Below are 21,336 nucleotides of genomic sequence, written 5' to 3'. Positions count from 1 at the left end.
CCTAGTCGTAGTATTCCGTCTCGCTGCGGATCAACTCGACATCCGGGGCGTTCTCGACAAAGCGGACGCACGCGGCCAGCTCTTTTTGTAAAAAGGCCATGTCATTGGCAACGGCAGCGATTACCAATTCGGTACGCTGCCATTGCTCCAGATAGGTCATTTCCGCTACGGAAACATTAAATTTGCCGCGCAGGCGATGAATAGCGCTCTTCACGATCGCGCGTTTATCCTTCAAGTTCTGGCAAGCGGGCAGATGCAATTCTACTCGTGCCACCCCAACCATCAGGCCTTCACTTCCTCCATCACAAACGCTTCAACAATGTCGCCCTCTTTAATGTCGCTGAAGCGCTCCAGGGTAAGACCGCACTCGTACCCGGCTGCCACTTCTTTCGCATCGTCCTTAAAGCGTTTCAACGTATCCAATTTCCCTTCATAAATGACGACGCCGTCGCGGATCAGGCGGGCTCCTGCGTCGCGGGCAAGCTTGCCTTCCGTCACATAGCAGCCGGCGATGTTGCCCACTTTGGACACTCTGAACACTTGACGAATTTCGGCCTGACCGATAACCGCTTCCTTGTACACCGGATCTAGCATACCTTTCAGAGCAGCTTCAATCTCTTCAATTACGCTATAAATAACGCGGTGCAGGCGGATGTCAATCTTTTCTTGTTCCGCCATATTACGGGCATTCGGCTCTGGCCTTACGTTAAACCCGATGATGATCGCATTGGACGCGTTTGCCAACGTAACATCGGATTCGGTAATAGCTCCAACGCCGGTATGAATGATTTTGACCCGCGTTCCGTTCACATCGATTTTTTCCAGCGAACCGCGCATCGCTTCCACAGACCCATGTACGTCTGCCTTGACGATCAGGTTGAGCTCTTTGATATCGCCCTCCTGGATGTGTTGGAACAGATCGTCAAGCGATACCCGGGTGTTGGCTCTGCGTTCGGACTCGCGCTGCTTGGCCGCCCGCGATTCCCCAATCGAGCGGGCCTTTTTCTCGTCCTCAAACACCATAAACTGATCGCCGGCCTGCGGTACGTCGTTCAAACCGGTTATTTCCACCGGTGTCGACGGGGCCGCTTCCTTGATCCGCCGGCCTTTGTCATTCACCATGGCGCGCACGCGTCCAAAAGCGGAACCGACGACGATCGGGTCGCCAATTTTCAGCGTTCCGTGCTGCACCAGGACAGTCGCAACCGGTCCGCGACCTTTATCCAGCTCGGCTTCGACCACTGTACCGCGAGCCCGCTTGTTGGGGTTGGCTTTCAGTTCCTGTACCTCTGCCACCAGCAGAATGTACTCCAAAAGCTCTTCAATGCCGCTGCGCTGTTTGGCCGAAAGCGGGCAGTAGATCGTATCGCCGCCCCATTCTTCTGCAACCAGGCCGTACTCGGTCAGCTCTTGCTTGATCCGATCCGGGTTGGCTTCGGGTTTGTCAATCTTGTTGACCGCGACGATGATCGGCACGTTGGCCGCTTTCGCGTGGCTGATCGCCTCAACGGTTTGCGGCATAACGCCGTCATCTGCAGCGACGACGAGGATCGTGATATCCGTAATCTGCGCTCCGCGGGCACGCATCGTCGTAAAGGCAGCGTGCCCAGGTGTATCCAGGAAGGTGATCTTCTTGCCTTTGATCTCTACCTGATACGCACCGATGTGCTGGGTAATCCCGCCTGCTTCTCCGGCTACGACGTTGGTCGAACGGATCGCGTCAAGCAGCGTCGTCTTCCCGTGGTCGACGTGTCCCATAATCGTCACGACCGGCGGGCGCTCCAGCAATTCTTCCGGATTGTCCGTCTCCTCAATCGTCTCAAAGTTGGTTTCGTCGATGATGATCTTCTCTTCCACCTGTACATTGTACTCGGCGCAGATCAACTCGATGGCCTCTTTTTCAAGATCCTGGTTAATCGTCGCCATAATGCCGAGGTGGAACAGCTTTTTGATGATCTCAGCCGGTTCCTTGCGCAGTTTTTTCGCCAGTTCGCCGACCGTAAGCGACTCGGTAAAGACGATTTTGCTCGGCGGTTCGGCTGCAGGCCGCTGTTGTTCGCGAGATTGATGCGGAGTGCGGCGGTCCTGACGGCGAGGATTCTGCTTGTTAAACGGCTGGTTTTTCTTCGTCTCCTCAAAGGTTTTCTTGCCGGCGGGGCTTTTCTTGATTTTTTCCCGCTTTTCGGTAGAGACTTTAGCGGGAATTTTCACCTTGTCCTCGTAATCGTCGATCTCTTTTTTGGCTGGCGTTTCTTGGCTGCCCTGAATCCCTTGGGTTTCTTCTCTGTTTCGATCGGTTGGTTTTGTCTGTTTTTGATTTTTCATATGGTTTGGTTTGCGCTCCTGATTTTTCCCCTGATTTTGCTGCTGACCGCGCTTTTCCCCATGCTGAGGCTTTCCCTTGCCGTTATGGCGATTGGCGTCAGCCTTGCCTTGTGTTTGACCTCTTCTATCCGTTCTCTCCGGATTTGATTTCGCCTTGTCTGCGGTGTTGCCGGAAGTGTTTTTCGCCCTGTCCGGGGCAACGGACGCCGCCTGCGGAGCGGACGCCGCTGTTTTTTCGGCGCGGGCGGAGTTGCGCAGCTTCTCCAAATGCTGCTCTACCTTTGTGATCGTCGCCTCATCCATGATGCTCATATGATTGGCGACATCTATATTTAACCGCTTGAGCAGGGTGAGAATCTCCTTACTACTCATGTTGTGCTTTTTTGCGTATTCGTACACGCGTGTCTTCATACAATCACCTCTCAAGAATTAGGTGTGTGAAGAAAGTGTTGGATGCGATCAGCGATCTGGGCATCCACGACGGCGACTGCAACACGTGCGTCTTTGCCGATGGCGCGCCCGATCTCGTATCGATCAAACAACATACAGAACGGTACACCGTAGTACGAGCATTTATCTGACACTTTCTTGGCTGTATTGCTGGATGCATCGGAGGCCAGCAGCACCAGATGCGCCCGCTTCGTCCGGATTGCGCGGATCACCAGCTCCTCGCCAGTGATGATCTTGCGGGCGCGCATCGCTATTCCGAGCAATTGTCCCAGCTTTTGATTCACTTGTCGATCAACTCCATCCAATCGCTGCGGAATTGATCGTACTGTTCTTGTGAAATGGTCATATTTAACGCACGTTCCAACACTTTCTTCCACTTTCCGGATGCAAATGTATCCGGGGTCATGCATGTTTCCCGACGGCACACATACGTCCCTCTGCCGGCTGCTCTTCCCGTCATATCGATGACAATTCGTTCATCGGGAGTTCTGACGACGCGGAGCAGTTCCTTTTTGGGGTGCATCTCCTGGCAAACGATGCACTTGCGCAATGGAATCTTCTTTGTTTTCATTGCAGATCAACATCCACCGTTTCTTCGTTTAAGGCGGTTTTAGGATAGGTGATCCCCTCTTGTTCCGCCTGGCTTTCACTCTTTATGTCAATTTTCCAACCGGTCAATTTGGCTGCCAATCTGGCATTTTGCCCCCGTTTGCCGATCGCCAGCGACAGTTGGTAGTCGGGAACGATCACTCGGGTCACTTTCTCTGCCGCGTTGACATCCACATAGACAACTTTTGACGGGCTAAGGGCATTTGCGACGTATTCCGCAGGGTCTTCAGACCAGCGGACGATATCGATTTTTTCGCCTTTCAGCTCGTTGACGATCGCCTGTACCCGCATCCCTTTGGGTCCGACGCAGGCACCCACCGGATCCACCTCCGGATTGATCGAGTGAACGGCGATTTTAGAGCGGTCTCCGGCTTCTCGAGCTACCGATTTGATCTCAACCACCCCGTCGAAAATTTCCGGAACCTCCAGTTCGAACAGCCGTTTCAACAGTCCGGGATGGGTTCGGGAGACGACGATTTGCGGTCCTTTGGTCGTCTTTTCCACCTTGATAATGTATGCTTTTATCCGATCCTGGGGTTTAAAATTGTCGGTCGGCATTTTTTCTGTCAGCGGCATGACGGCCTCTACCTTGCCCAGATCAATGTAGTAGGACCTGGCGTCCTGACGCTGGACAACTCCGGTAATGATGTCGTCTTCGCGTTCAATAAATTCACTGTAGATAAGTCCTCGTTCGGCTTCGCGAATGCGCTGCGTAACCACCTGTTTTGCCGTTTGGGCGGCGATCCGGCCGAAATCGCGCGGAGTCACCTCGATTTCCACGATGTCTTCCAGCCGGTAGTTGGGATCGATCTCCTGAGCGGCCTCGAGCGATATTTCCAACCGCGGATCGAGCACATCCTCCACTACTTCCTTGCGGGCAAAGACGCGAACCTGACCAGTAAAGCGGTTGACGTCAACCCGGACGTTTTGCGCTGAGTTGAAGTTGCGCTTGTAGCCGGAGATCAATGCGGCTTCAATCGCTTCGATCAGCACTTCTTTGGCGATTCCCTTTTCTCTTTCAATTTCATTAAGTGCATCAATAAACTCTGCATTCATTTTGATGCAGTCTCCTCCTTTCGACAACTAAAAGACGACAGCCATACGGGCTGTGTCGATTAACTCCAGCGGAATGGAATGCGTTTGTCTGGCTTCTTTCACCGTCAAATGCACACCGTCAAACGCGGCGAGTTCCCCTTCAAAAATCGTATGCCCATTAATCTCTTCCTTGGTGACGACATGCACGTGTTTGCCGACGGCTTTGTAAAAGTCTTTTTCTTTTCGCAGCGGACGCTCCGCACCTGGAGATGATACTTCGAGAAAATAGGCGTTGGGAATCGGATCCACTTCGTCCAAGCGCTGGCTCAGCCGCTCGCTCACCGTCCCGCAGTCGTCGATGTCAATCGTACCTGTTTCATTGTCAATGTAGACGCGGAGGAACCAGTTGCTGCCCTCTTTTTTGAATTCAACTTCCACCAATTCCAGGTTCATCTCTTCCAGAATCGGCGTAAGCAGATCAGCTACGATTTCCGTTACTTTACTCACAAGTACCTCCCTCACATTTCCATACGCGAATTCACCCAGAAAGAAAGAGTGGGTTTCCCCACTCTCCATCGTCGTGTATCACCAGTATTTCCAAAAAAATTATAGCATAACATCAACCTCTTGACAACCGGACAACCGCGATACATCTGGAGTCCGCAGGGCGCCGGCTGTTTCCATTAAAACAGGCTGAGCTGGTTGGAGTCGGGCAGCCCTTCCAGCGCCCCCTGTTCTTCCAGGTATTCCAGGATCGTTTTGGAGATGCGCGAGCGGTTCAAGAGATCCTCCTTGGAGAGGAACTCCCCTTCCTCCCGCGCTTTTACGATGCTGATCGCGGCATTGGTGCCAAGTCCCGGGAGAGCGTTGAAGGGGGCCAGCAGGCTGTCCCCGTCGATCAGAAACCGGGTCGCATCCGAGCGGTACAGGTCGACATTTTGAAAGCGAAATCCCCGTTCGACCATCTCCAGCGCCATTTCCAATACGGTCAACAGCGCTTTTTCCTTCGGCGGCGCTTCATGCCCCTTTGCTTCGATCTCTTCGATCTTCTGCCTGATCGCCGGCCCGCCTTTGACCATCAGCGGGATGTCGAAGTCGTCTGCGCGAACCGAGAAATACGTCGCGTAGAACGGCAGCGGATGGTGCACCTTAAAGTAGGCGATCCGTACCGCCATCATGACGTATGCGGTGGCGTGGGCTTTCGGGAACATGTACTTGATCTTCTGGCAGGAGTCGATGTACCAATCGGGCACGTTGTTCTTGCGCATCTCTTCCTGATCCTCTTCGTTTACCCCTTTCCCCTTGCGCACGGACTCCATGATCTTGAATGCCCGGGACGGCTCGAGACCCTTGTAGATCAAGTAAACCATGATGTCGTCGCGGCACCCGATGACGTCTGAGAGCTTGCAGGTACCGTTTCTGATCAGTTCCTGGGCGTTGTTCAACCAGACGTCCGTACCGTGCGACAAACCGGAAATCTGCACCAATTCCGCAAAGGTGGTCGGTTTGGTATCTTCGAGCATCTGGCGAACGAATTTGGTCCCGAACTCCGGTATGCCGAGCGTACCCATATTCGTGCGGATCTGCTCCGGCGTGACGCCGATCGCTTCCGTCGTGCTGAAAATGGACATCGTCTGCGGGTCGTCGAGCGGAATGGTCTTCGGATCGATGCCTGTCAAGTCCTGCAGCATCCGAATGACCGTCGGATCGTCGTGTCCGAGAATGTCCAACTTCAACAGGTTGTCGTGAATCGAGTGGAAGTCGAAGTGCGTCGTCCGCCATTCCGACTGGTTGTCGTCAGCAGGATACTGGATGGGGCAAAAATCTTCAATTTCCATGTAGTCGGGTAGGACGATAATGCCGCCGGGATGCTGGCCTGTCGTCCGCTTTACCCCTGTACAGCCTTGCACGAGCCGGGAAATCTCGGCTCCGCGCAGCACCTTGCCCCGTTCCTCGGCAAACTTGCGGACGTATCCGTACGCCGTTTTCTCCGCTACGGTACCGATCGTTCCGGCGCGGAAGACGTTGTCCACCCCGAACAGCTCCTGGGTGTACTTGTGGGCCCGCGGCTGGTAATCCCCGGAAAAATTCAAGTCGATATCGGGGACTTTGTCCCCTTTAAAGCCGAGGAACGTCTCGAACGGGATGTCCTGGCCGTCCTTGGCGTAGCGCTGGCCGCATCGCGGACAGTCCTTGTCCGGAAGGTCGAAGCCGGAGCCGATCGAACCGTCGGTGATAAATTCGCTGTGCTGGCAGTTTGGACACAGATAGTGCGGCGGGAGGGGATTTACCTCGGTGATGTCCGACATCGTCGCAACTAACGAGGAGCCGACCGACCCCCGCGAACCGACCAGATAGCCATCAGACAACGATTTGGTCACCAGACGCTGAGAGATCAGGTAGATGACGCCAAATCCGTGCGTGATGATGCTGTTCAGTTCTTTTTCCAGCCGCTGCTCGACGATTTCCGGCAGCGGATCTCCGTACAGGCGTTTTGCCTTGTTGTAGCAAATGGTCCGCAGCTCCTCGTCCGCCCCCTCGATGATCGGGGTATACAGCTTGTCCGGGATCGGGCTGATCTCCTCAATCATCTCTGCAATCCGATTCGGAGCCTCGACGACTACCTCTCTGGCCAGCTCTTCGCCCAGGTAGCTGAAGGCTTCCAGCATCTCATCGGTCGTCATCAAATACAGCGGCGGCTGGTCGTCCGCATCCGGGTCGCCCTTCGACAGCAAAAAGACTTCGCGAAAGACGTGGTCCTGCGGATTGAGAAAGTGGACATCCCCGGTCGCGACAACCGGTTTTTGCAAGGATTTGCCGATCTCTACCAGCATGGTATGGTAATTTTTTACAACGTCAAGTGACGGAATATTTTCGTTGCGCAAAAGCGGTGCGTAGTGTTCGATCGGCTGCAGTTCGATGAAATCGTAAAAACGGGCTACCTGCTCCAGTTCATCCCGCGATTTTCCCCGCAAAATAGCCTGAAACAACTCGCCTTCCTTACAGGCGGTTCCGACGAGAATGCCCTCCCTGTACTTGTTGATCTGGCTGCGCATAATCCGCGGCACGCGGTAGAAGGTCTCAACGTGGGAGCGGCTTACCAGCCGGTACAGGTTTTTCAAGCCTGCTTGATTCTGGGCCAGCAGGGTGACGTGAAACGGTCGGGTGCTCTTGTAGTCGGCCTCGGCGTTGCTGCGCTCATTGCACTCGCTGAGGCTGCCGATGCCCGCCTCCTTCATCTCCTTCAGCATGTAGCTGAAGACATGGGCCAAGGCTACCGTATCGTCAAGCGCCCGGTGAGCGTTGATCAATTCCACGTTGAGCCGCTTGGCCAGCGTTCCCAGTCGGTAGTTGCGCATGCCCGGATAGATCATACGCGCCAGCGGCAGGGTGTCGAGCACCGGATTGGTCCAGGGCTCCATGCCGATTCGCTTGCCGCAGGCATTCAGGAAGCCCAGGTCAAATTCGGCGTTGTGGGCGACGAGGATTCCGTCTCCCGCGAATTCCCGAAATCTCGGCAGCACCACGTCAAGCGTCTCTTTTCCGCGCAGCATTTCGTTGGTGATTCCCGTAATTTCAGTCGTCTTCGGACCGATCTCCAGCCCGGGATCGATCAACTCGGTCCATTTGTCGACGATTTCCGTACCGCGCATTTTAACAGCGGCAATCTCGATAATCGTATGCTCAGCCGCATTTAATCCGGTCGTCTCCGTATCAAAGACGATATACGTAGCATTCTCGTCCAGTTTGACATCGTTCGAACCCGCCGGGTCCAGGTTGTAGACGATATCGACCCCGTCTTCCACCACATAGGCTTCCAAGCCCAAGATGCACTTGATGTTGTTCTTTTTGGCGATGCCGTAAGCCTCAGGGAATGACTGAACGACACCGTGATCGGTGATGGCAATCGCCTTGTGGCCCCACTTGGCCGCGGTCGTAATTAACGACTTGACGGAAGCGACGCCGTCCAGTGCACTCATCGGCGTATGGCAGTGCAGCTCTACCCGTTTTGCTTCCGCCGTGTCCTTCCGCCCGCCTTGCTCGATCTGGTTGATGTCATTTGCCATCATCGCCAGTTCCCGCATGAAGGTGTCGTACTGCACGCTGCCGCGCACTTTCAGCCACATGCCGGGCGTAATCGCTTCGAGCAGCTTCACATCTTCTTTATCGCGGGAGAAGATCTTGACCGACAGCGAATCGGTGTAATCCGTCATTTGGAAGGAAAGCAAATAGCGCCCGCTTCGCAGCTCCTTCAATTCTGTCTGAAAGACTGTTCCCTGGATCACGATTCGCCGTTCTTCTTCCTGGATCTGCTGAATCGGCACGGCGTCTTCCTTGATCTCATAGCCGATGACGAGCTTCGTAATTGCCTCCGGAGCTGCCTGGGCCTGCTCTTTTTCCTCTTGTGCGCTCATCACCTCTTGCAGCAGAGCCCGCTCTTCCTCCTGCCTCTGCTCAAAAAACGCCTGATACGTCTCGGCTTTTTCTTCTACCGTAAACGCAAAGCGCGGCGTGGTATCGGCTGCTTTGGCAAAGGCCGCTGCCAATTCTTTTTCCACCTGCTTTTTCTTTGCCAGCTCGGCGCTCATCTCGGTAGGCAGGCAGATCCTTACCTCTTCCTCCAGCACCTGCCAATCAGCCTGGCGAATCGTAGCCGCAAGCCCGTTCAGCTTTGGCTCTAGCAGCTTGATCACGACATGGCGATACGACTCCACCACTTGTTCGAGCGAGGGTTTCTGCTCGTATTGGATCATGCTGTCTACTTTTGCCAAATGGGCGAACGCCTGCACGAGCCGGGAGGTAAACGCCAGGTAAACCTCGGCAGGAAGCAGCTGCTTGAGTACAAAGGTAAACATCCATTCGCGATTACTTCTATGTACTTCCAGTTTGGCGATCCGACCTTCGGAAAAATAGGCCGGAATCCATTCCGGCGAAATCTCCAACTGCTGCAGAAGGACAGAAAACCGCTGTTTCTGTACGTCCACGATGTTCACGTAAAAACCACCTCATTTCCGAAACAAAAGAGGTACCCCATCTTCGGGAGTACCTCATCGATTTTCGACAAAATCATTCACGATTCCTGCTTGACATTCGTCTTTTGACTAAGCATCCAGTTTTGTCAGCAAATCCTGAACAAAGCCGGTCAGCTCATGCACGGGGACCTCGTAGGTTTCACCTGTGCGGCGGACGCGGACCTCGACATGGCCCTCCTGCGCCTTATCGGAAACCGTAATACGCAGCGGCAGGCCGATCAAGTCAGCATCCTTGAACTTCACACCTGCGCGTTCCGGACGGTCGTCATACAGGACCTCCAGCCCCGCCGCCGTCAAGGATTCGGTGATCTGCTCGCTTAGCTTGCGCTGTTCTTCCACCTTGGCGTTGATCGGAATCACGTGCACGTGGAACGGCGCGACTGATACCGGCCAGATAATGCCGTTCTCGTCGTTGTTCTGTTCGATGACAGCAGCCAGTGTCCGGGAGACCCCGATGCCGTAACAGCCCATGATCATCAGCTGTTCGCGGCCATTTTCGTCGAGGAAAGTGGCATCCAGCGCCTTGGAGTACTTGGTCCCGAGTTTAAAGACGTGTCCTACTTCTACGCCGCGGGCGAAAGCAATCTTGCCGCCGCCGCGCGGACAGTCATCGCCCTCAACGATATTGCGCAAGTCAGCGTAGCGGGCGACCTGAAAATCACGGCCCGGCACGACGTGTTTTAAGTGGTAGTCGGCTTCGTTGGCGCCGGCTACGCCGTCATGTACGTCCTGAACGTAGTTGTCCGCGATGATCTCTACTTCTTTCGACGCAATGCCGACCGGTCCGACAAAACCTGCGGGGGCTCCCACCAAGCGGCGAACTTCCTCTTCTGTCGCCAAACGCACATCAACGGCGTCGTAAAGATTTTTGAGTTTTACTTCGTTTACTTCGTGGTCGCCGCGAACGAGCACCAGGACGAATTGATCGTCCACCCGGTAGAGCAAGCTCTTGACGATCGCAGAGGCGGCTGCTCCGAGGCTTGCGGTCAACTGCTCGATCGTCCGAACTCCTGGAGTGTGGATCTTTTCAACAGATGGAACTGTCCCCTCCGGCTGTTTTCCAGACGGCTTGTACACGACCTCTGCTTTTTCCAGGTTGGCAGCATACGTGCCGTCTGTCGCGTAGGCGATAGTGTCTTCGCCGATCTCACAGAGGGCCATGAATTCATAGGTCCCGGTCCCGCCGATCGACCCGGCGTCCGCTTCAACTGCACGGAAGTTTAGCCCAACCCTGGTGAAAATCCGCGTATAGGCATCAAACATCGCGTTGAAGCTCTTGTCAAGCCCCTGCTGCGAGGTGTCGAAGGAGTATGCGTCTTTCATGATGAACTCCCGGCAGCGGATCAGCCCGAAACGAGGACGAACTTCATCGCGGAACTTCGTTTGAATCTGATATAGATTGAGCGGAAGTTTTTTGTACGAATTTACCTCGTCGCGAATCAGGCTGGTAATGACCTCTTCATGGGTCGGTCCCAAAGCGAACGGACGGTCATGGCGGTCCCGTAGCCGCATCAATTCCGGTCCGTATGCTTCCCAGCGCCCGCTCTGCTCCCACAGCTCTGCCGGCTGAACCGTCGGCATCAACAGCTCCTGGGCACCCGCGCGGTTCATCTCTTCGCGAACGATCGCCTGAATCTTGTGGATGACACGCAGGGCGAGCGGCAGATAGGTGTACACGCCGGATGCCAGCTGGCGGGCGAGTCCGCTCCGCAGCAGCCATTTGTGGCTGGCAATCTCAGCATCAGCAGGCACTTCGCGAAGCGTGGGGATGAGTAATTGACTTTGCTTCAACACACTTAGGTTCCTCCTTAACTGGCGACAACTACGTCGAACTTGCATCTATGCGAGCCAGTAACGCGGTCCCGACTAGGGGGCTCCTTAACTGGCGGCACTTCATATTACACCATGGAATGAATCTCTTTCATTAATTCTTCGAACAGTTCATCCTCTTTCACCTTACGGATAATTTCTCCGTTGCGGAAGATAAGTCCTTCTCCGTTGCCGCCGGCTACTCCGACGTCCGCTTCCCGAGCTTCGCCCGGGCCATTGACGGCACAGCCCATGACGGCAATTTTCAGAGGCTTTTTAATCGTCGTGACAGCCTCTTCCACTTTGGTTGCCAAGCCGATCAGGTCGATCGCGCAGCGGCCGCAGGATGGGCAGGCGATGACGATTGGATCGTTGTTGACGATGTCGAGGCTGCGCAGGATTTGTTTAGCCGTTTTGATCTCTTCAACCGGATCGGCGGTCAGCGACACCCGGATCGTGTCGCCAATGCCCGCCGCCAGAACGGTGCCAATTCCAACAGCCGATTTGATGCTGCCGGCAAACTGCGTTCCCGCTTCCGTCACACCGACGTGAAGCGGGTAGTTCCGCTTTTCGGCCATCAGTGTGTACGTTTGAATCATCGTCGGCACATCGGACGATTTTAACGAGATCACAATGTTGTCGTAGTTTAGTTCTTCGAGGATGTGAACGTGATCCATCGCACTTTCGACGATTGCCTCCGGGCTTGGGTACCCATATTTTTCCAACAAACGCTTTTCAACCGAACCGGAGTTGACGCCGATCCGGATCGGTACGTTGCGTTCGCGGCACGCTTCCACAACAGCTTTGGTTTTTTCCTTCGAGCCGATATTGCCTGGGTTGATCCGAATTTTGTCAATTCCGCTCTCCAGGGCAATCAGGGCCAATTTATAGTCGAAGTGAATGTCAGCGACGAGCGGCAGCGGAGAACGCTCTTTGATTTTTTTAATCGCTCGCGCCGCATCCTCATTAATCACAGCCAGACGAACAATTTGACAACCCACGTCGTTCAATCGGTTGATTTGCTCCAACGTCGCTTCGACGTCGCGCGTATCTGTCGTCGTCATCGATTGAATGACAACGCTCTTCTGTCCGCCGATCTGAACGTCCCCTACAAAAACCGGTTTTGTCTCCTCACGTGTAAACATGTCAGGCACCCCTTTGGGCTTTTTAATTTTTTGCTTCTCAGTACCTTATCTATTGTTCATGCTAAAAGAAAAAGCGATGCAAATCATTCCACGTCACAACCAGGATCAACAGCATCAGGAAGGCAAAACCCAGGAAGTGAACCATCCCTTCCTTGTTGGGATCCACCGGCCGGCCGCGCAGTGCTTCAATGACCAAAAAGACGATGCGGCCGCCATCCAGTGCCGGCAGCGGCAGCAGGTTGAACAGACCAAGGTTGACACTGAGCAGGGCCGCCCAGCGCATCAGCATTTCGATCCCTTCCTGGGCAAATTTGCCCGTCATGACAAAAATCCCTGCAGGACCGCTTAAATCTTTCATCCCGACCGCGCCGGTAAACAACTGCCCAAGGCCCTTCAAAATAAGCATCGTATAGCCGTAGGTCTCCTTGGCACCGCCGATCACCGCATCAACCGGCGAGTAGGTAACCGGCTGGTACACCATCATCTTGCCCATCCGGTCTTCTTCTCCGATGTGGACAGGCACGGACTTCTCTTCACCATTCCTGCTGATCACAAAGGTAAGCGTCTTGCCGGGCGAGCTGCTGACCGTCTGGACGATCTCGCTCCAGGTCGAGACCGGCTTTCCCTGGATGGAAATGACACGGTCGCCCTCCTGCAGCCCCGCCATCGCAGCCGGGCCGCCTGCCTTGACCTCGCCGATGAACGGCTTGTCGGAAGGCACTCCATATAATAAACCGGCCGCTGCGAACAAGACAAAAGCTAGCAGGAAGTTCGCTGCCGGACCGGCAAAAATCGTCCAGAAACGCTGCAGTATCGTCTTTCCCTTGAACTGCCGGTCCAGTGGGGCAATCTGGACTTCATGACCGTCAACGATCAAATTGGCCGCCGGGTCGACAGCAAATGTCTGCTGCTCTCCCGCGATGTCTAACGTCATAGTCAAACGGCGTTCTAAATCGCTGCGGATGACTGTCCCGCGAACGAGATTGGGCTGGTCGGCTTTTTGCGGCTCCGGGTACAGGCGGTACACGCGGCCTGCCTTGTCGAGCAGTACGCCGATCTCCATGTTCGGCTTGACCAACTCCATCTCCGGATCTTCGCCGGCCATCCGCACCATCCCGCCAATCGGGAGCAGACGAATCGTATACTCTGTCTCCCCCCGTTTGAAACGGAACAACTTCGGCCCCATCCCCAGCGCAAACTCCCGGCAAAGTATACCGGCCCTTTTCGCAAGCAGGAAGTGTCCCAACTCATGAATCAGCACCAGTAAGCTAAACACCACGACAATTGCAAGTATGGTTCCCAATGAGTTTAAGCTAGGTATAGGCAAAGGGATTATCCACCTTTCTCTCCAAATGGTATCGCCGGATCAGGTCTGCCGCAGTTACCGTGCAGCCGCCTGCCTCGCCCATGCGTCAGCGGCAAAAATCGCTTCCAGCGTCGGCTGCTTCACGACATCGTGGCTCTCGCAGACAGATTCGACGATCTGTTCGATTTGCAAAAACGTGACCTCTCCCTGTAGAAAACGCGCGACCGCCACCTCATTGGCCGCATTTAGCACCGTGGGCATCGTACCGCCCAGCCGTCCGCATTCATACGCCAGCTTCAACATCGGAAAACGGGCGAAATCCATGCGGGCAAAGTGCAGGGTTCCCGCTTTGATGAGATCAAGCGGTTCTGTCTGCAGGCCGAGCCTCCTCGGGTAGCTAAGAGCGTATTGAATCGGCACCTTCATGTCTGGAGTCCCCAGCTGCGCGATCACTGCTCTATCTTTGTATTCTACCATAGAGTGTATGATACTTTCACGGTGGAGCACACACTCGATTTGGTCAAAGGACAGGTCAAACAGCCAATGGGCCTCCAAAACCTCAAATCCTTTATTCATCATTGTTGCCGAATCGATCGTAATTTTTGCACCCATGCTCCAATTTGGGTGATTGAGGGCGTCGGTGACCGTAACGTCAGCCAACTGTTCACGGGTAAGGTCGCGGAAGGAACCACCCGAGGCGGTCAGAATGATCTTCGCCACGTCTTCACGCCGCCCCCCGTGCAGGCACTGAAAGATGGCCGAATGTTCGCTGTCGACCGGTATAATCTCTACACCGTGCTTCTTGGCTGTTTCCATGACGATGTGGCCGGCACTGACGAGGGTCTCCTTGTTGGCAAGTCCAATGGACTTGCCCGCTTCAATCGCCGCCAGCGTCGGGGACACCCCTCTGCTCCCTACCACTGCCGTCATGACGAAGTTGGCGGAAGGGTGGCTAGCTACCTGCAGCAGTCCTTCTTCACCGTGGACGATCTCCGGCTTGTACGACGCTCCCAGGCTGTGGCGGAGCTCGTCGGCCAGCTCTTTGGACCCCACCGATACCAGTTCCGGCCGATATAGCTTGATTTGTTCCTGCAGGAGGCGAATGTTGCTCCCGGCAGCCAAAGCCACAATTTGGAATTCATCGGGCTGCTGTGCCACTACTTCAAGTGTATTCTTACCGACTGAACCCGTCGAGCCGAGCAAGGCGATCTTTTTCACCCGGTTCACTCCTTCCCGTTATTCGAGTGTCTCTTCTGATCCATTTTTGGCTGCTATAACAGATGGAGCAAATGCAAGATGGGAAATACGAACAAAAAGCTGTCGAATCTGTCCAAAACGCCTCCATGCCCGGGAAAAATTCGTCCGGAGTCCTTGACGCCGAAGTGCCGCTTCATCGCAGATTCAACCAAATCTCCTATCTGGGCGGCAATCGCCGTAACAAAAGCGATCGCCGCAGCTTGCCCGAAGGAAAGCAGCCCGATGATGGCATTGATGCCTACTACCACGATCAAGGCGATCACCAATCCGCCGATCGAGCCTTCCACTGTCTTGTTCGGGCTGATGGCTGGCCACAGCTTCCGCTTCCCCATCGCCCGGCCGACGAAGTAAGCTCCCGAATCGGTCGACCAAATTCCGAGCAAGACAAGAATGGTCAGCCACAATCCGACATCGCCGGGAGCGATATCACGAGTAGCTGCCATGTACCTGAAACCGTATCCTATGTATAACGCCCCTAAAACCAGCAGGGCGATGTGTTCGATGTGAAGTTGATTTTTGCTCAGCACGGAGTAAAAGAGCATGAGCAGCAGTATCGGCATCAACACGCTGGATAAATCAACGCCGGCAAACGTACCTGAGAAAAGAAAAGGCCAAATCGTGCCAAGCAATAGCAGGTAACTGAGGAGACCAGGCAGTCCCAACGGCCGGAACCCTGCCATTCGCAAGAACTCATAGAGGCCAATCAGGGCTAACAAAAGAATAAAGATGGAGTACCATAGCCCCCCCATAAACACCATGGCCAGGAAAATGATCCCCCCCAGGACTCCTGTAATGATACGTTGCTTCAATTTTGTTCCACCTCTTCGATTCAAACCCCGCCATAGCGACGAGCTCGACCTTGATATTCAGCGATAGCTTGATGGAAATGCTGTATGGTAAAATCCGGCCAGAGCACATCAGTAAACCACAGTTCCGTATATGCTAATTGCCATAGCATGAAGTTACTTATCCGAATCTCGCCGCTAGTGCGTATTAAAAGATCCGGATCTGGGATATCAGATGTGTACAGATGCTGGGAGATCACAGCTTCATCAACTTGTTCCGGCTTCAACTTCCCCGCCTGAACCAGTTGGGCGAGCTCTGTTACAGCCTTCACGATGTCTGTACGACCGCCGTAATTCAGGGCAAAGTTAAGCTTCAGACCGGTGTTCTCTTTGGTCCTCGACTCTGCCATTTCCATTGCAGACAGCGTGTAGTCAGGCAATCTGTCCCGACTGCCTACCATGCGAATGCAAACGTTTCGTTCAATCAATTCTTCCAATTCTGTAGAGAGAAACTCTTGCGGAAGCTTCATTAAAAAGTCGACTTCATCTCGCGGACGCTTCCAGTTTTCTGTAGAAAAAGCATACATGGTCAAGACTTTCACGCCAATTCCATCCGCCGCTTTGACGATTTCCTTCACCGTTTTCATACCGGCGCGATGTCCAGCAATGCGCGGCAAGCTGCGCTGCTTCGCCCATCTTCCGTTGCCGTCCATGATGATGGCAACATGCTGCGGAACCTCTCCGTTCAGATCCGGAGCGGATAACCTTTCTGCTGCATTGGGCTTGTTCGTCAAGAATTGACCGAGTCGTTCTAACATAAAGTGTTCCCCCAGAAAGAGAGATGTAGACGTGATTACTCCCCCTCGGCAGAGGGGAAGGGAATCCGTCATCCGGTAAAAGCCGATTAGACTTCCAAAATATCTTTTTCTTTATCTTTTACCAGCTTATCTACATCTGCAATGTACTTGTCTGTCGTTTTTTGAACGGTTTCCTGGTGACGGCGCGATTCATCCTCGGAGATGGTTCCCGCTTTTTCCAGCTTCTTTAACTCATCGTTGGCGTCGCGGCGGATGTTGCGGATCGCCACTTTTGCCTCCTCGCCGTCTTTTGACGCGACTTTAACCAATTCCTTGCGGCGCTCTTCCGTAAGCGGCGGGATGGCAATTCGAATGACATTGCCGTCATTGGATGGGGTTAACCCCAGGTCCGATTGCATGATCGCCTTTTCGATGTCCTTCATCGCCGATTTGTCCCACGGTTGAATTTGCAGCAGGCGCGGCTCGGGTGCATTGACATTCGCCAGCTGGCTGATCGGCGTTGGCGTTCCGTAATAGTCGACGACAACCTTGTCAAGCAGAGCAGGATTGGCACGGCCTGCTCGCAGCGAAGCCAGATCTTTCTTTAATGTAGCGATCGCCTTTGACATGCGTTCTTCTGCATTTTTTAAAATGGATTGTGGCATTAGGCATCCCCCTTAATGATCGTTCCAATTTTTTCACCCATCACAGCGCGGCGGATATTGCCGGGTTGTTCGATGGAAAAGACAATCAGTGGAATGTGGTTATCCATGCACAGGCTGGATGCTGTCGAATCCATGACACCCAACCCTTGATTGAGCACTTCCAGGAAGGTAAGCTCATCGTATTTTTTCGCGGACGAATCAACAGTCGGATCGGCGGTGTAGACCCCGTCCACTTTGTTTTTTGCCATCAGGATCACTTCTGCTTCGATCTCGGCAGCCCGCAGTGCCGCAGTCGTATCCGTTGAAAAATACGGATTGCCAGTACCCGCTGCGAAAATCACCACTCTGTTTTTCTCCAGATGGCGAATGGCCCGACGGCGTATGTAAGGCTCGGCGACCTGGCGCATTTCGATCGACGTCTGTACTCTCGTCGGGACGTTGACACTCTCCAGCCCGTCCTGCAGGGCCAGTGAATTCATCACAGTTGCCAGCATGCCCATGTAATCGGCAGTTGCCCTGTCCATTCCTTTGGAGCTTCCGGACAATCCCCGCCAGATGTTACCTCCGCCGACGACAACGGCTACTTGCACGCCAGACTCGACAATTTCCTTGATTTGGTTAGCAATGGAAAAGATTACATTTGGGTCAATTCCGTACCCAACTTCCCCGGCCAGCGCTTCTCCACTTAACTTTAACACAACACGTTTATATACAGGAAGTGGCATCAGGAAAAGCCTCCCATCATCTATCAGTTCTCGAACGTTTTTTTAAAAAGAGGGAACACACAGGTGTTCCCTACTTCTTCTTGGATATAGCTGTATGACGTTACTGCTTGTTGACTTGCGCCATTACCTCTGCAGCAAAATCTTCTTGTTTCTTCTCGATGCCCTCGCCCACTTGGAAACGGGTGAACGCTTTCAGGCTGGCTCCAGCTTCCTTCAACAGAGCAGATACCTTTTTGTCAGGGTCTTTCACGAATGGCTGCTCAACCAATACGTATTCTTCGAAGTACTTGGACAGGCGGCCTTCTACCATTTTCTCCACGATATTGGCCGGTTTTCCTTCGGACAAAGCCTGATTCTTCAACACTTCGCGCTCGCGCTCGATCTCGTCCTGGGATACTTCTTCACGGTTGGCAAAGCGCGGGTTGGCTGCTGCTGCGTGCATGGCGATATCTTTAGCCAGCTCCTTGTTGTCAGTGCCTTCAAGCGCTACCAGAACGCCAATTTTCCCGCCCATGTGCAGATATTCGCCAAACACGCCGTTATCCGACTTTTCCAATACGGCAAAGCGGCGCAGCGAAAGGTTTTCTCCGATGGTGGCGATTTTTTCGTTGATCACATGGGCCAGGTTTTCGCCTTGTCCCTTGAATGGTTGTTCGAGGGCAGCTTCTACTGTTGCAGGACGCTGGGAGACTACATGCTCAGCAATGTCTTTCACCAGTGTTTGGAATTCAGGGTTTTTCGCAACGAAGTCAGTTTCGCAGTTGACCTCGACAATCGCGCCTACATTTCCCGTAACAGCGGTTGCTGTCAGGCCCTCAGCGGCAATTCGTCCCGCTTTTTTCGCAGCTTTGGCAATGCCGCGTTCGCGGAGCAAGTCAATCGCCTTTTCCATATCTCCGTTCGTTTCTTCCAACGCTTTTTTGCAGTCCATCATCCCTGCGCCCGTTCTTTCGCGCAGTTCTTTTACGGATTGAGCACTAATTGCCATGGATAAAATCCTCCTCATCTGATATTGCATACTATTTCACAAGATATGCGATACGGTGCAAAAAAAGGTGGACGGGGTTCTGAAACCCTCAGTCCACCCTCGTTACTTATGCCGTCGTGGTTTGTTCTCCGCCTTGGCTTCCTTCCATGAGGGCATCAGCCATTTTGCCGGCCAACAGCTTAACGGCACGGATCGCGTCGTCGTTCCCTGGAATGACATAATCGATCTCATCCGGGTCACAGTTTGTATCGACAATCGCTACGATCGGAATACCAAGCTTGCGAGCTTCGGCAACCGCGATGCGCTCTTTGCGCGGGTCGATGATGAAAAGCGCGTCCGGCAGTTCATGCATTTCGGCAATACCGCCCAGGAATTTTTCCAGGCGCTCTTTTTCTTTGCGAAGAATGATGACTTCTTTTTTCGGCAGGACTTCAAACGTTCCGTCCTCTTCCATCCGCTTCAGCTCAGCCAAGCGAGCTGTACGCTTTTGAATCGTAGCAAAGTTAGTCAAGGTTCCCCCCAACCAACGTTGGTTGATGTAGTAGTGGCCTGTGCGCTCAGCTTCTTCCTTCACAGACTCCTGAGCTTGCTTCTTGGTGCCGACAAACAGCATTTTTCCGCCGTTTGCAGCCAATTCGCGCACGAAGTTGTACGCTTCTTCCACTTTTTTGACCGTTTTTTGCAGGTCGATGATGTAGATACCGTTACGTTCGGTGAAAATATAGCGATCCATTTTCGGGTTCCAACGGCGAGTTTGGTGACCGAAGTGAACACCAGCCTCGAGCAGTTGTTTCATGGAAATTACCGCCATATTGTCACACCTCCTCTGATTTGGTTTTGTTGTGTCTCCCCTCCGCCTCCCGCATCTTCCAAAGCGAGACTACCGAAAAAGTAGCACCGTCGCTGGAATTGGCAGACGTGTGAATTTAACACCTAGAAAACTATAACACATGGATTTTGCAAATGCAAGAAAGCATCCGGTAAAAAAAATCCCCCTCAATTTGGCGGGGGAGTCGTCATGACGCGGATGATTTCCTCGACACTGGTGCCTTTGGCGAACTGGTAGGTCCCGGTTCGAATGCGGTTCAGTTTCTGCTTGGTCCGCAGCGTGTCGACAAAGCGGTTGTCCGCATCAAGCAGCCCTGCATTGACGAGCATGCGGGCGACTGCGGTACCGGACATTTTGGGGGTAACCTTCACTGTGACCAGCTCGGGCTTCGGTTCCGCTGGCTTGGCAGCAGTTTCCGCCGGCGAAGCGCCTCCCTGTGGCAGCGACTCCGCCGGCAGCGCTTGTTCCGCGGGCGGTACTGGTGGTTTTTCCGGCGTCGGCTGCGGTTTTTTGCCTCTCTCGACCAGCTCGTCATACTCTTGCTGTGACAGCACGATGAGCTGCTGCTGCATCGCCGCCGTGCGCAGCTTTTCTTCCGTCGCCACTGCCGGTTCTTGGGCCAGCCCAAGTATGTACAAAAAGGCTGCCGCCGCAATCAAGCCGGTCCCGAAGCCAAACAGCCATCTACCCATGGGCCCCTCCTTTTCCCGTCGGTGCGGCAAGCGAGAAGATCAGCTCAATTTCACCCTGTCCTGCTCTTAGTTGTTTGGCTATTTCCTCAATCGGCATACCCTTCGCTTTCAAATCGAAGGCCTGGCGGTAACGCTCCCGCAGCAGCAGCGCATCTGCCGCTGCGGATTCACCTGTCTGCTCCTCCTCTGGAGCAGGCGCAGACGCGGAACTGCCGCTGCGAGTGTGCCCGGCCATCTCCTCTTCGAGGGCTCGAAGCCGTTCACGCAGTTCCCGCACCTCCGAGAACAGCTCCGATTTGGTTTCCCGCATGTTATCTATTACTCGCTGATTGTCTGCTTTCACTTGCTCAACAAAGTGCTGCAGAGTCATTTCCAGTTCTTTGTGCTCCGCCTGATTCTGCGGTTCGAACTGTTTTTGTCGGGAATCCCGGCGCGTCCGGCGGGGGAATAAGAGAGATACGATAACGATAAGAACTCCTGCCGCAAGCAGCAGATAAAATGGCTGCTCCATCTATAACTCTTCACCTTTCATGCGCTACAGCGTGATGTCAATATGGCGTCCGCGAACGGGATCGACCGGCTGACCTGTTTCCCCGCCTGCTGTCTTGTTTGCCGCCTGGCTGCGGCTGCCTGCCTCACTGCGCCGGCGCTTCTTCGGTTTCTCCTGTTTGTCCCGAACCTCCAAAGGACTGGGTTCATTCACCTCTGCCGGCCGCTGGCGCATCGCTTCATCCTGCGACTTGCGGTCGGCAATCATCGCCTGCTGCTCATGCATGGAACGCTGCAGGTGCTGGTCCTGAATCCGGCCGACCTCCTGTGTCCTGGGTATGGCAATTTGCAGCTCTACAGCCTTGAGACTCACAAACGGTCATCTCCTTTAGATAGA

General features: G+C 54.0%; 20 protein-coding genes. All 20 read right to left on the bottom strand.

Annotation, left to right across the window (positions count from 1 at the left end; translation table 11 throughout):
* Nucleotide 1: 1 nt before the first annotated feature.
* The 20 genes from ACI7RC_RS02025 to ACI7RC_RS01930 all read right to left on the bottom strand — a co-directional run bounded on the left by ACI7RC_RS02025 (nt 2) and on the right by ACI7RC_RS01930 (nt 21,312).
* Nucleotides 2-283, bottom strand: coding sequence for a DUF503 domain-containing protein (locus ACI7RC_RS02025; protein WP_408106540.1), 282 nt, complete (start codon nt 281-283; stop codon nt 2-4).
* Nucleotides 283-2,736 (bottom strand): translation initiation factor IF-2, encoded by a 2,454-nt coding sequence (gene infB / locus ACI7RC_RS02020; protein WP_408106539.1) that lies wholly within the window; start codon nt 2,734-2,736, stop codon nt 283-285. Before infB ends, ACI7RC_RS02025 begins: the two co-directional genes overlap by 1 nt.
* 11 nt (nt 2,737-2,747) lie before the next feature.
* Complete coding sequence (locus ACI7RC_RS02015; protein ID WP_408106538.1) at nt 2,748-3,059, bottom strand: YlxQ family RNA-binding protein; 312 nt, start codon at nt 3,057-3,059, stop codon at nt 2,748-2,750.
* Complete coding sequence (rnpM, locus tag ACI7RC_RS02010; RefSeq protein ID WP_408106537.1) at nt 3,056-3,346, bottom strand: RNase P modulator RnpM; 291 nt, start codon at nt 3,344-3,346, stop codon at nt 3,056-3,058. The genes ACI7RC_RS02015 and rnpM overlap by 4 nt, the downstream gene beginning before the upstream one ends.
* Nucleotides 3,343-4,440, bottom strand: a complete 1,098-nt coding sequence (gene nusA / locus ACI7RC_RS02005; protein ID WP_408106536.1) for a transcription termination factor NusA — start codon at nt 4,438-4,440, stop codon at nt 3,343-3,345. The genes rnpM and nusA overlap by 4 nt, the downstream gene beginning before the upstream one ends.
* 27 nt (nt 4,441-4,467) lie before the next feature.
* The gene (gene rimP, locus ACI7RC_RS02000) at nt 4,468-4,926 is read right to left on the bottom strand and encodes a ribosome maturation factor RimP (RefSeq protein ID WP_408106535.1); all 459 of its coding nucleotides are present in this window, start codon (nt 4,924-4,926) and stop codon (nt 4,468-4,470) included.
* 176 nt (nt 4,927-5,102) lie between these two features.
* On the bottom strand, nt 5,103-9,413 hold the full coding sequence (locus ACI7RC_RS01995) for a PolC-type DNA polymerase III (protein ID WP_408106534.1): 4,311 nt from the start codon (nt 9,411-9,413) through the stop codon (nt 5,103-5,105).
* Nucleotides 9,414-9,521: 108 nt separating this feature from the next.
* Entirely contained in the window at nt 9,522-11,243 is a 1,722-nt protein-coding gene (locus ACI7RC_RS01990) for a proline--tRNA ligase (protein WP_408106718.1), read from the bottom strand.
* 107 nt (nt 11,244-11,350) lie between these two features.
* Nucleotides 11,351-12,406, bottom strand: a complete 1,056-nt coding sequence (gene ispG / locus ACI7RC_RS01985) for a flavodoxin-dependent (E)-4-hydroxy-3-methylbut-2-enyl-diphosphate synthase (RefSeq protein WP_408106533.1) — start codon at nt 12,404-12,406, stop codon at nt 11,351-11,353.
* A 61-nt stretch (nt 12,407-12,467) separates the two neighbouring features.
* On the bottom strand, nt 12,468-13,733 hold the full coding sequence (rseP, locus tag ACI7RC_RS01980) for an RIP metalloprotease RseP (RefSeq protein ID WP_408106532.1): 1,266 nt from the start codon (nt 13,731-13,733) through the stop codon (nt 12,468-12,470).
* 54 nt (nt 13,734-13,787) lie between these two features.
* Nucleotides 13,788-14,930, bottom strand: coding sequence for a 1-deoxy-D-xylulose-5-phosphate reductoisomerase (locus ACI7RC_RS01975; RefSeq protein WP_408106531.1), 1,143 nt, complete (start codon nt 14,928-14,930; stop codon nt 13,788-13,790).
* Between the two features lie 53 nt (nt 14,931-14,983).
* On the bottom strand, nt 14,984-15,778 hold the full coding sequence (locus tag ACI7RC_RS01970; RefSeq protein WP_408106530.1) for a phosphatidate cytidylyltransferase: 795 nt from the start codon (nt 15,776-15,778) through the stop codon (nt 14,984-14,986).
* Between the two features lie 20 nt (nt 15,779-15,798).
* Nucleotides 15,799-16,572, bottom strand: coding sequence for an undecaprenyl pyrophosphate synthase (gene uppS / locus ACI7RC_RS01965; protein ID WP_408106529.1), 774 nt, complete (start codon nt 16,570-16,572; stop codon nt 15,799-15,801).
* An 86-nt stretch (nt 16,573-16,658) separates the two neighbouring features.
* Nucleotides 16,659-17,216, bottom strand: a complete 558-nt coding sequence (gene frr / locus ACI7RC_RS01960) for a ribosome recycling factor (protein WP_408106528.1) — start codon at nt 17,214-17,216, stop codon at nt 16,659-16,661.
* Nucleotides 17,216-17,941: a UMP kinase gene (gene pyrH, locus ACI7RC_RS01955; protein ID WP_019119150.1), complete on the bottom strand. Its 726-nt coding sequence runs from the start codon at nt 17,939-17,941 to the stop codon at nt 17,216-17,218. Before pyrH ends, frr begins: the two co-directional genes overlap by 1 nt.
* Before the next feature lie 100 nt (nt 17,942-18,041).
* Entirely contained in the window at nt 18,042-18,929 is an 888-nt protein-coding gene (gene tsf, locus ACI7RC_RS01950; RefSeq protein WP_408106527.1) for a translation elongation factor Ts, read from the bottom strand.
* A gap of 106 nt (nt 18,930-19,035) precedes the next feature.
* Entirely contained in the window at nt 19,036-19,740 is a 705-nt protein-coding gene (gene rpsB / locus ACI7RC_RS01945; protein ID WP_408106526.1) for a 30S ribosomal protein S2, read from the bottom strand.
* A 185-nt stretch (nt 19,741-19,925) separates the two neighbouring features.
* Entirely contained in the window at nt 19,926-20,450 is a 525-nt protein-coding gene (locus ACI7RC_RS01940; RefSeq protein WP_408106525.1) for a hypothetical protein, read from the bottom strand.
* Complete coding sequence (locus ACI7RC_RS01935) at nt 20,443-20,961, bottom strand: DUF6115 domain-containing protein (RefSeq protein ID WP_408106524.1); 519 nt, start codon at nt 20,959-20,961, stop codon at nt 20,443-20,445. Before ACI7RC_RS01935 ends, ACI7RC_RS01940 begins: the two co-directional genes overlap by 8 nt.
* Nucleotides 20,962-20,985: 24 nt before the next feature.
* The gene (locus tag ACI7RC_RS01930) at nt 20,986-21,312 is read right to left on the bottom strand and encodes a hypothetical protein (protein WP_408106523.1); all 327 of its coding nucleotides are present in this window, start codon (nt 21,310-21,312) and stop codon (nt 20,986-20,988) included.
* Between the last annotated feature and the right edge of the window lie 24 nt (nt 21,313-21,336).

The organism is Brevibacillus sp. B_LB10_24 (genome assembly GCF_046036945.1).
Lineage (GTDB): Bacteria > Bacillota > Bacilli > Brevibacillales > Brevibacillaceae > Brevibacillus_C.
The sequence above is the reverse complement of the archived record's forward strand: the minus strand, read 5'-3'. Positions and strand labels throughout refer to the sequence as shown.